9 protein-coding genes are annotated in these 11,719 nt (G+C 48.0%); 8 read left to right on the top strand and 1 reads right to left on the bottom strand.

Annotated features, from left to right (window positions below):
- The first annotated feature begins 1 nt into the window (after position 1).
- On the top strand, positions 2-1,435 hold the full coding sequence (locus PQG66_RS12490; RefSeq protein WP_272037987.1) for a glycoside hydrolase family 1 protein: 1,434 nt from the start codon (positions 2-4) through the stop codon (positions 1,433-1,435).
- 71 nt (positions 1,436-1,506) lie between these two features.
- Here PQG66_RS12490 and PQG66_RS12485 read toward each other — a convergent pair whose 3' ends face one another.
- Complete coding sequence (locus PQG66_RS12485; RefSeq protein WP_272037986.1) at positions 1,507-2,175, bottom strand: phosphatase PAP2 family protein; 669 nt, start codon at positions 2,173-2,175, stop codon at positions 1,507-1,509.
- Between the two features lie 161 nt (positions 2,176-2,336).
- On the opposite strand from PQG66_RS12485, the gene PQG66_RS12480 reads away from it, so the two are divergent.
- The 7 genes from PQG66_RS12480 to mmsB all read left to right on the top strand — a co-directional run bounded on the left by PQG66_RS12480 (position 2,337) and on the right by mmsB (position 11,622).
- Complete coding sequence (locus PQG66_RS12480; RefSeq protein WP_272037985.1) at positions 2,337-2,906, top strand: hypothetical protein; 570 nt, start codon at positions 2,337-2,339, stop codon at positions 2,904-2,906.
- A 171-nt stretch (positions 2,907-3,077) separates the two neighbouring features.
- The gene (locus PQG66_RS12475) at positions 3,078-4,085 is read left to right on the top strand and encodes a substrate-binding domain-containing protein (protein ID WP_272037984.1); all 1,008 of its coding nucleotides are present in this window, start codon (positions 3,078-3,080) and stop codon (positions 4,083-4,085) included.
- Between the two features lie 244 nt (positions 4,086-4,329).
- On the top strand, positions 4,330-6,207 hold the full coding sequence (locus PQG66_RS12470) for a cache domain-containing sensor histidine kinase (protein ID WP_272038158.1): 1,878 nt from the start codon (positions 4,330-4,332) through the stop codon (positions 6,205-6,207).
- A 29-nt stretch (positions 6,208-6,236) separates the two neighbouring features.
- Positions 6,237-7,475 carry a response regulator gene (locus tag PQG66_RS12465; protein WP_272038157.1) on the top strand — a complete coding sequence of 413 codons (1,239 nt, stop codon included), beginning with the start codon at positions 6,237-6,239 and terminating at the stop codon, positions 7,473-7,475.
- Positions 7,476-7,810: 335 nt separating this feature from the next.
- Positions 7,811-8,896: a multiple monosaccharide ABC transporter substrate-binding protein gene (gene chvE / locus PQG66_RS12460; RefSeq protein WP_272037983.1), complete on the top strand. Its 1,086-nt coding sequence runs from the start codon at positions 7,811-7,813 to the stop codon at positions 8,894-8,896.
- Positions 8,897-8,924: 28 nt separating this feature from the next.
- Positions 8,925-10,475 carry a multiple monosaccharide ABC transporter ATP-binding protein gene (gene mmsA / locus PQG66_RS12455; protein WP_272037982.1) on the top strand — a complete coding sequence of 517 codons (1,551 nt, stop codon included), beginning with the start codon at positions 8,925-8,927 and terminating at the stop codon, positions 10,473-10,475.
- On the top strand, positions 10,459-11,622 hold the full coding sequence (gene mmsB, locus PQG66_RS12450) for a multiple monosaccharide ABC transporter permease (RefSeq protein WP_272037981.1): 1,164 nt from the start codon (positions 10,459-10,461) through the stop codon (positions 11,620-11,622). The genes mmsA and mmsB overlap by 17 nt, the downstream gene beginning before the upstream one ends.
- Positions 11,623-11,719 lie beyond the last annotated feature (97 nt).

Here is an 11,719-nt window from a genome sequence, read left to right as displayed (position 1 = left end):
CATGAAAATGAAGGACGGATTTTTTTGGGGCGGCGCAACGGCTGCCAATCAGTTTGAAGGCGGATGGAATCGGGACGGCAAAGGGCCGAGCACATCGGATATGATGACAGGTGGAACACATACCGTTCCGCGCCGAATCACACCTGTACTTGAAGAGGGTACCTATTATCCAAGCCATGAAGCGGTTGATTTTTATGGACATTATAAAGAAGATATTGCCATGATGGCCGAGATGGGCTTTAAAATGTTCCGCATGTCGATCAACTGGTCCCGCATCTACCCGAACGGTGACGATCTGGAGCCGAACGAAGAAGGTTTGAAATTCTATGATAACGTCTTTGCCGAGTTGAAAAAACATAACATTGAGCCTTTGGTGACGATCTCTCACTACGAGACACCTTTTGGCCTGACACAAAAATACAACGGTTGGGCTTCCCGCGAAGTGATCGAGTTTTACATCCGTTATTGTACAACCTTGTTCAATCGTTATAAAGATCAGGTGAAATACTGGCTGACTTTTAATGAAATCAACTGTTTGACGATGCCACTTGGTGCCTATATGGCAGGTGGGTTGTTGTTCGAAGGTAAGGAAACATTGACAGATGGAGTAGATCAACCACAGACTCGTTTCCAGGCGCTGCACCATCAATTCGTAGCCAGTGCCAAAGCGGTAAAGCTAGGGCATGAGATCAACCCGGATTTCAAAATCGGTTGTATGGTAGCTTTCATGACCACATATCCGAACACGTGCAACCCGGATGATATTTTGCTTGCACAGAAGAAAGACCAGCTGTCCAACATGATCTGTGGAGACGTGCAGGTTCGGGGGGCATACCCAGGATTCGCAAAACGTTTCTTCGCAGAAGAAGGGATCGAGATTCAAATGCAACCGGAAGATGAGCAGACGCTGCGCGAAGGTTGTGTAGATTTCTACTCCTTCAGTTATTACATGTCTCTCGTAGAAAGTGCAGATGCATCGCTGGATAGAACGGAAGGGAATCTGCTGGGCGGTATCAAAAATCCATATCTTGAAGCTTCCGACTGGGGCTGGCAGATCGATCCGAAAGGACTGCGCTACACGCTGAATCACCTGTATGACCGTTATCAAATTCCGTTGATGGTCGTGGAAAATGGTCTCGGTGCTGTCGATGTCGTGGAAGAAGATGGTTCCATCCAGGATGACTACCGGATTGATTATCTGAAAGGTCACATTGAGCAGATGAAAGAAGCGGTTGCGGACGGCGTTGACCTCATTGCATATACGATGTGGGGATGTATTGACCTTGTAAGTGCATCGACAGGAGAGATGAAGAAACGTTATGGTTTCATTCACGTCAACAAAGATAATGATGGCAACGGTGACTTGAGCCGTACACCGAAGAAAAGCTTCTACTGGTACAAAGATGTGATTGCTTCCAATGGAGAGAAATTGTAAGAAGAAGGATCACAAAACCCCAACGATCTTGACATCGTTGGGGTTTTTGCGCTGCAGCGTACTGGTTGCGACTAGGCAAAGCTTTTGGCATGTAGCTGAGACAGCCGCTGCAAATATCGTCTGTAGAACCAGATGCAGGTGAACAACCAGCTCCCGCTGAGAAAGTAACCCCCAACGATGTCACTAGGGTAATGCACGCCTAGATAGATCCGGCTAATGCCGATCATCAGAATAAAGGCAGCACTGGCTGCAATCATAAACAAACGCCCGGTAAAGCTCGGGATATGCTTCCAGATGAGAAAGGCAAGTCCACCGTACAGGCTGAATGCAGCCATCGAATGTCCGCTGGGGAAGCTGTATCCGCTCACTTCAATAATACGGTTAATGGTCGGCCTCGCTCGCTGAAATACCAGCTTGAGTAAAGTGTTCAACAAGGTTGAGCCGATAAGTACACTGACTAAAAAGAGCAGCTCGCGTTTGTTGCGCAGGAACAGATAGAGGATCAGCATGACAATGACCGTAATGCATACGACCTGAAGTTCACTGCCAATCCAGGTGAAAATGTGCATGACTTGCGTCATACCAGGCGATTCCAAGCCTTGAATCCAGCCAATCAGCACCGCATCAAATCGGTGAATCTGGTTATCACTGATAGAGAGGGCGATGCTGATAAATGCAAACAGACATAACGCTGCAAGCAGCAGCGGAATTGATATTTTTTTCGTCGAATTGTGCTTCAAATGTTAAATTCCTCCGTGATGTAAGATGTCTTTTATGTAAGTTGTACACACCCATACTCTCAAACATAGTGTTAACATTTTACATGAAAAGAAACAAAAACGAAAATGGAGGCGTTAATAAGATAAGGTAGCTTAAAAGTAACTTAAAGGGGAGACGTAAGATGAGGAGAGTCGTTTCGGCCTTTTTAGTTCTAATATTATGTGTATTAAGCTTGATTGCTTGGCCAGGGCAGCTAGTGTATGCATGCAGTTGTGTGGATTCGAATGCCAAGGAGAAGCTGGTAACATACACTGCGGTATTTACAGGAAAAGTAGTCGATATCGGAGGCGGCTCTATATTTAGCACGGAGCAGTACAAGAAGTACACGCTGGATGTGGACACGGCATGGAAGGGCGTGGATGCAAAACAGATGGAGATTCTGATCAACAGTATGGGTTCGGATTCCTGTGGAGCATCATTGGTCAAGGATCAGTCCTATCTGATCTTTGCGTATAAGAACAAAAAGGATGGTCAATTGCATAGTAACCTGTGTAGCGGCAATCTTCCGATCGAACAGGCTGGAGTAGCGATAGAAATGATGGGTGCAGGCACTCCTGTGAGCTCAGATGATTTCAGGGGCAGCAGCGGATATCGCAATCCGTGGATGATCTCCCTATATGGTGGAGGTTCTGTTGTGATACTTGCGCTGGCGGGTAGATGGTTGTGGAGAAAGAAGCGGCGCAAAGCATAACATCGATGGTAAGGATCATCTGTATTGATATCATAGTTGTTCTGTCATCGGAGTGGACAGTGTAACATTTAGTTCTGCTTATGTGAAAAGGTTCCCTTTTTGAATGATTGCGTTTACAATCTATATCGAGTGAGGGTGTAGAGACATAGACCACATGAGGAAGTGAACATAATGAAAAAAATGCTGCTGGTCTACATTATGCTGATAGCGGCGTTTGCCCTGTATGTGTTGAGATTTGAATACACCAGTCAGGTCAATAGCTCGTGGGAAAACCGCGGGTTGCGCGGTGATCTGGGTGAGACGTACATGATGATAACATTCCAGTCTGGGCTGGAATATTGGAAGAGTCCGTTGAAAGGTTTTGAGGATGCTGCGGATGCACTTGGTGTAAATGTCGAATATCGCGGGGCTACACGGTATGACGCCAAAGAGCAGATTACTGTAATTGAGCAGGCCATTGCACGTAAACCGGCAGGCATTGCCATATCGGCAATTGATCCGAAATCACTAATTCCGGCCATTAACAAGGCTGTAGAAGCGGATATTCCTGTCATTTTGTTCGATGCGGATGCACCGGGCAGTCAGGCGTATTCTTTTTTGGGAACAGATAATTACAAGGCAGGCGTAACGGCAGCGAATAAAATGGCCGAGCTACTGGGACGTGAAGGGGAAGTGGCCGTATTAACGGTGCCAGGACAGCAAAATCATGAGGAACGAACCAAAGGATTCCGTGAAACCATTCAGCAGCGATACCCTTCCATGCAGGTTGTTGAAGTTGCAGACGGACACGGCGACACATTGAAGTCCAGAGACGAGACGGTACGTATGATGAAGGCACATCCGAAGCTGGCGGGGATCTTTGTTACCGAGGCCACGGGAGGAGCGGGAGCAGGAGAAGCCGTGCAACAGTCAGATGATGGTGAGAAGCTGCATATAATTTCGTTTGACACAAATAAAGCGACACTCGACCTGATCCAAAATGGAACGATATCTGCAACGATTGCACAAGGAACCTGGAACATGGGGTACTGGTCCCTTCAATATCTGTTCCACTTGCACCATCAATTGACCGTACCTGCGCCTTCACCATCTGGAGAAAATGCACCGTTACCGGTAACGGTAGATACGGGAATCTCGGTCGTAACCCGTTCGAATGTGGATGATTATTATGCCAAATAACTCAACAAAGAACGATTCGATGAACGAATCAACTAAACAAACAGATGGTACATTCACTGACACGTTCAATAATTCATCCAATAGCTCATCCAATAGTTCATCCAATAGTTCATCCGAAAACCACATGGATAACTGTTCAACGGATCATGCCTTAAACAATACTGACGGGGAAAACGACGTGCCGGACCACAAAACATGGGGCTCTGCGCTTCGGAATGTTGTCCGCCGCTTACGTCTGCGTAACATGCCGTTAAGGTACCAGTTGATGCTGTTGTTTCTTCTTTTTGCGATCGTACCTTCCGTAGGCATGGGGTTACTCGTCAACTGGACAGTAGAACGGGTAGTGGAGCGACAGGTGGAAGGCCACACGATGCAGCTTATTGGGAAGGTCAATGAAGCGTTGAACAGCAAGATGGAGAACTTGCAAAATATGACTTATCTGATTGCCTTTGAGCCAGATGTTAGTGCATTTATGGATAAGAAGATAACTGGAGACGGGGAGCGGCGCGAACGCGTCGAAGCATCAGCGGGCCAAGTGTATACATCTTCTGAGCAGAATCGCTTGTATGGGATTAAGCAGACCCTGCAAGGGTTCACAACGTTATACCCGGAAATTGCCGGTATCGTGCTTGTAAATGGTAATGGTGACTATATCAGCAATGAGATGTATCCTCGAACGCAGCAGCCTCTGACCCAGGAAGATTGGTATCGGAAGGCCGCAACACAACCAGGGATTTTCACGGTAATAGGTCAGCCGCAGGAGCGAAATATGACGACGCATGTTCGGTACAAGGATGATGAGATCGTTTCGGTCGCTCGCTCGATCACCGATGAAACGACTGGGCATGTAAAGGGCGCTGTGCTCATTGACCTCAAGCTGAGGTCTGTTTCACAAGCCGCTCGGAATGTGACACTCGGAAAATCCGGATATGTCATGGTAACAGATGCTGGAGGACAAAGTGTATACAAACCGGAACAGCCGTTAATTGAGCATATTCCAGTAAGTTGGTTTACCTCCGGGGAGAGCGGAATGTTTACGAAAAAGGTGGCAGGAGAGGATTTATTGATTATGTATCAATCCTCTACCTTTACCGGCTGGAGAACGGTAGGGGTATTCCCCGCCAAAGAGTCTATATCCGAGGTACGACAGATTCAGTTTTATGTGGTCAGTTTTGTTTTTGTGGTGTGTTTGTTTGGTCTGAGCACATCTTTGTGGTTTTCACGATCTATCGCGCAGCCGATATTCCGGCTGATGTCTTATATGCGTAGAGCGGAGACAGGTAATCTCAGACCAGGACGCTGGAGTGACCGTTCCGACGAGATCGGCATGCTGGGCAACAGCTTTAACCGGATGTTGGGTCAGATTCGTCAGCTTATCTCGCTGAATGAGCTGAGAGAACGGCAGAAACGGGATGCGGAGATGCGCAGCTTACAGGAACATATCAAGCCTCATTTTTTATATAATACGTTGGATACGATTCACTGGATGGCACGAAAAGAGGGCGCTCACGGTGTGTCCGATATGGTTGGCGCACTCTCTCGTCTATTCCGCATCGGCCTGAGCAAGGGACAAGACTACATTCCGCTGCGTTCCGAGTTGGAACACATTAGTAGTTATCTGCAGATTCAGCAGACGAGATATCGGGACCGCCTTCAGTACACATTAAATGTTCCGGAAGAACTACAAAACTTGTATGTGCTCAAACTGCTACTTCAGCCTCTGGTGGAAAATGCAATCTATCACGGCATTAAAGGTAGGCGTGGCCCCGGTCATATTGTCATTGAAGGGAATGTGAATCAAGGACGGCTGCATCTGACGATTCAGGACAACGGGGCTGGAATGAGCAGAGAGCGGCTCGCGGAGATGTTACGGCTGCTGGATATGCCTATGGAGAGTCTGGAATCTACTTCGCCGAAGTGGACGGGTAAAAGTTACGGGATGCTGAATGTACAGGCACGATTAAGATTATCCTTTGGCAGTGAATATGGGATTTTGCTGGACAGCAAGCTGGGGGAAGGAACCTGTGTTACGATTGTTCATCCGCTGATGAGGGAGTTGCCCGCTACAGCACTCCCGCCAGCTGAGCCGCGAGATCACCGAGATCAAGAGAAGAAGGAGTGAAGAAGGCCGTGGACTACACAATGACACCCATGAATGCAGCGGACACGATGTATCGTGTGCTGATCGCAGATGATGAACCGATAATTCGGGAGGGGATTCGAGAATCAATGGATTGGGCTGCCCTTGGCATGGAGGTTGTTGGCGAGGCCGAGGACGGTGAAGAGGCACTCGAACGGGCAATTGAGTTGAATGTGGATGTCGTGCTGGTCGATATGAATATGCCGTTTCTGAATGGCATTGGACTGATCCGTGCTCTACAGGAGCAATGTCCCGGGGTTCGGTATCTGATCATATCAGGACACGACGAATTCGCTTATGCCCAGGAAGCGGTTCGTCTTGGAGTGGAAGACTACATTCTGAAGCCCGTTCAAGCAGACCAGTTGCATGCTGCACTCCAGCGGTTGCGTCAACGGTTGGATGAAGAACATCAGCGAACAGCCTATGTCAGACAAGCGGCACAGCAGATTGAACGGAACATTCCGCTGCTACGCCAGCGATTCTGTCAGGAGTGGATGGAGGGACAGGCAGGTGGGAAAAACCTGATGGAGCAGCTTGCTTTTCTACACCTGCCGACTGCATCACCTGTGCAAGTTGGCGTTGTACGTTGGCCTGCTGCCGAGGCGCGCCAGACTATACTGAGAGAATCGGATCGTCAGCTCTTCCTGTTCGCGATAGAAAATATTGTTGCGGAACTGCTGGGAGATCGTGCCCATGTTCTGTTTCGCGACGCCAGCAGCGTCGTCGGGATCTGTCTATGGCAGCAAGCTCCAGAGGAGATCGCATCGTTGCTGGAGCAACACATCAGTGCTTGTTTGAATATTTCTGTACATGCTCATGTCGAATCTCACAGGGGTACGCTGGAAGAAGTGCCGGATACCTATCGGCATTGTCGTGAACAGGTTTACGAAGAAGTGAAGCTCTCTCCACTCGTGCGCAGGGCAAGACAGTTGATTCAGGAAGAGTATGCGGAACGGGAACTCACGCTGGAGTCGCTGGCTTCCCGTCTGCAGGTGTCGGCAGTATATCTTAGCCGTGTGTTAAAAAAAGAGTTAAATGACTCCTTCGTTACTCTAGTCACCCGTGCCCGCATACGCAAGGCCGCACAGCTGCTGGACTCCACTTCGCTCCCGATTCACACGATTGCTGAACGAGTAGGGTATGAGACGCAGCATTATTTCAGCACAGCATTCAAAAAAATGATGGGCATCTCACCAGCCCAGTACCGCAAAAATGGGGGAACGGAAAAAACTACCGCAGGGTCCTTGTAGACTTCAATTGCATCCTGTCGGATGTATACAGCCGTAGAAAGGCTGTTCAAGTCATCGGAGTACAGATTTAAAGTAACTTTGAGTTCCATGTACATCCATACGAATAGCAAGCCCACCGTTACAGGTTTAATACCTACGGTGGGCTTTTCGTTGCTACCTTCCATCAAAAGTTAAAATTTTATAAAAAAGGTTCAAAACCTGCAAAGACCTGACTGGCTGCAAAATGCTACCATGGGGTGCATAGAGGGACAATATGATTGTATGATCCTTCATGTGTTGTAAGCGTTATCTTGGATGTTATCAAACGCTAAGACCTGAAGAAAGGGGAACTTCTTATGAAAAAAGGAGCAACACTCATCTGGCTTCTGGTGATGTCTTTGATCCTCTCAGCCTGTAATCTGGCTGAAAGTGATGTAGGCAGCAAGGAGAAAGGGTATGTCGGTATATCCATGCCTACCAAATCATCGGAACGTTGGGTGGGAGACGGAGAGAATATGGTTCGTCTGTTTCAGGAGCAAGGATACAAAACCGATCTTCAGTACGCTGAAGACGTTGTAGAGAATCAAATCTCCCAGATTGAGAACATGATTACCAAAGGTGTCGATGTCATGGTCATTGCATCTGTAGACGGCAACACGCTGACAGATGTCATCAAGAAGGCCCATGACGAAGGCATTCAGGTTATCTCGTATGACCGACTTATTCGCAATACGCCGTATCTGACTTATTACGCTACGTTTGACAACTTTAAAGTCGGGGTGCTGCAAGCCTCCTACATTGAACAGAAGTTGGGCCTCAAGGAAGGTAAAGGGCCGTTTAACATTGAGTTGTTTGGCGGATCGCCAGATGACAACAATGCGTACTTTTTCTTCGACGGTGCGATGTCCGTGCTGAAGCCGTATATTGATTCTGGCAAACTGGTTGTCCGCAGTAAACAGATGACGATGGCACAGATTGCTACGCTGCGTTGGGATGGGGCACTGGCACAGGCTAGGATGGATAACCTGCTGAGTGCCTACTATTCAGGTGATAATCTGGATGCCGTGTTATCACCATATGACGGGATCAGTATCGGGATTATCTCCTCCCTGAAAGGTGTCGGCTATGGCAAGGCAGACAAACCACTGCCCGTCATTACAGGGCAAGATGCGGAACTGGCATCAATTAAGTCCATTGTGGCTGGGGAGCAGACACAAACCGTATTCAAAGATACACGTAAGCTCGCAGAGAAAACAGTAGAGATGGCTAATAGCATTTTGCAGGGGAAACAAGCAGAAGTGAATGATACAGAATCGTATAACAACGGGTTGATGGTTGTTCCTGCATACCTCTTGGACCCGATTTCTGTGGATCGAACTAACGTGGAAAAAGATATCGTGGGCAGCAAGTATTACACCAAAGAGGAGATTGGGTTGCCGTAACGCATAATCCAAGAAAGGAGCACATGCCATGACGGAGTTCATTCTTGAAATGAAAAACATCACCAAAACGTTCCCGGGTGTCAAAGCGCTGGAGAACGTCAACCTGAAAGTTCGGGAAGGCGAGATTCATTCCATATGTGGTGAGAATGGAGCTGGCAAGTCTACACTGATGAAGGTGCTTAGCGGAGTATACCCGCATGGAAGTTATGAGGGGGACATTTTGTTCCGGGGGAAGACGTGTGAATTCAAAGACATCAAACAGAGTGAGGATCTAGGGATTGTCATTATCCATCAGGAGTTGGCACTGATCCCCTATCTCTCGATTGCGGAAAATATATTTCTGGGTAATGAACGTGCCAGCAAAGGTATCGTGAATTGGAAGGAAACGTTCGTCGGTACGCGTGAGCTACTGAGTAAAGTAGGTCTGAGTGAAAACCCGAACACGCTGGTATCTAGCATTGGCGTAGGGAAGCAGCAGCTCGTTGAAATTGCGAAAGCGCTCTCCAAAAAAGTGCGTTTGCTTATTCTGGATGAGCCGACCGCAGCATTGAACGAGGATGATAGTGAAAACTTGCTGCAATTGATGTTGGAGTTCAAAAAGCAAGGTATTGCCTGCATCCTCATCTCTCACAAGCTGAACGAGGTGTCGAAGGTTTCGGATGCGGTGACGATCCTCAGGGATGGTAAAACGATCGAAACGCTCGATATGAAAAAGGATAACGTCACTGAAGACCGCATCATTAGTGGAATGGTTGGACGGGATCTGACCAGCCGCTATCCTGAACGTCATGCGACGATTGGTGATGTCGTGCTGGAAGTGAAGGACTGGACGGTATATCACGAGCATCAGGCAGAGCGCAAAGTGCTGGATCAGATCAATATGAATATCAGACGCGGTGAGATTGTAGGGATCGCAGGGTTAATGGGTGCCGGACGTACGGAACTTGCAATGAGTATCTTCGGTAAGTCGTATGGCCGTAATATATCGGGGCAACTGTACAAGGATGGCAAACCGATTCAGAACAACAGTGTTACCGAGGCGATTCAGAATGGCTTCGCTTATGTAACAGAGGATCGCAAAGAGTATGGACTGATTTTAATGGATGATATCAAACGCAACATTTCACTTACCGGATTAAGTAAACTGACGCGTAATGCGGTTGTAAACGAACAAGAGGAAGTCCTGGTTGCGGAAGAGATGAAAAAAAGCATGAACATTAAAGCGCCGAACATCCTGCAGAAAACAGGTAATCTGAGCGGAGGTAACCAACAGAAGGTGGTACTCAGCAAATGGATTTTTGCCGGGCCGGATATTCTCATTCTGGATGAGCCGACTCGCGGGATCGATGTAGGTGCAAAATTTGAAATTTATACCATTATTCACCGGCTTGCTGCCGAAGGCAAGGGTGTGCTGGTGATTTCATCGGAGCTGCCGGAGGTTCTGGGCCTGTGTGACCGGATCTATGTGATGAATGCCGGGCGAATTACCGGTGAAGTGAGCCGTGAGCAGGCATCGCAGGAAACACTGATGAGATATATGACCAAGTCTGGAGGCGGTAAGCATGGAAACGGTAACTAAACTTTTTAAAAATAATATACGTCAATACGGCATGATCATTGCCCTCGTTGTCATTATGCTTCTATTCGAGGTGCTGACAGGCGGGCTGCTTCTCAAGCCGATTAACATCACGAACCTGATTCTGCAAAACAGTTATATTTTAGTACTTGCCATTGGTATGGTACTTGTCATTATTACAGGACATATTGACTTGTCCGTCGGTTCCATCGCGGCTTTTGTCGGCGCCGTAGCCGCCATTATGATGGTAGATTGGCAACTGCCAGCGTGGCTTGCAGTCATCGCTTCCCTGCTGGTGGGTGCACTGATTGGCGCATGGCAAGGTTTCTGGATCGCTTACGTGCGGATTCCGGCTTTCATTGTTACACTGGCGGGCATGCTGTTGTTCCGCGGTCTGACGATGATTGTGCTCGAAGGACAGTCCATCTCTCCGTTCCCTGGCGGATTTCAAAAAATCAGTTCCGGTTTTCTGCCGGATGTTCAATTCTCTGGTATGGGCCTGGTGTCTATCATTGTGGGGATTGTGCTCACCATCTGGTACATCATTAATGAATTGCGGGAACGTGCATCTCAACGCAAATATGGTTTTGAAGTGGTATCCCAAGGGCTGTTTCTGCTCAAGTTGATTGTGGTAGCGGCGGTAACCAACCTGTTTACCATGGTCTTGGCAAGTTATGCAGGTATTCCAAACATTCTGGTGCTTCTCTTTGTTCTGATCGTGGTGTATTCCTTCGTGATGAATCGTACCGTTATGGGACGTCATGTCTATGCACTCGGTGGCAATGAGAAGGCGGCAGGGTTGTCAGGGGTTAAAACGAAAAAAGTGACTTTCTGGGTATTCGTGAACATGGGTACACTGGCTGCAGTATCGGGTCTGATCTTCGCCGCACGTCTGAATGCGGCTACGCCTAGAGCGGGCACAAACTTTGAACTGGATGCCATTGCGGCCTGCTTCATCGGTGGAGCGTCCGCTTCCGGCGGCATTGGAACCGTATTTGGCGCGATCATCGGTGGTCTGGTCATGGGTGTACTGAACAACGGGATGTCCCTGATCGGTCTTGGTATCGACTGGCAACAAGGAATCAAGGGATTGGTACTGCTCCTGGCCGTTGCATTTGATATCTATAATAAAAACAAACGAGCGGCTTAATGATGGATGTAAAATGTACTCATTATAACGTGTACCGAAGGTAAAAGGGTACGAAATGTAATGAGGTAGTTAGAGTGAAAAGGCTTGGCAAACGCCA

The sequence above is a fragment of the Paenibacillus sp. JJ-100 genome (genome assembly GCF_948329825.1).
Classification (GTDB): domain Bacteria; phylum Bacillota; class Bacilli; order Paenibacillales; family Paenibacillaceae; genus Paenibacillus.
Note: the sequence above shows the minus strand (reverse complement) of the source record. Positions and strands in the feature narration are given on the sequence as shown.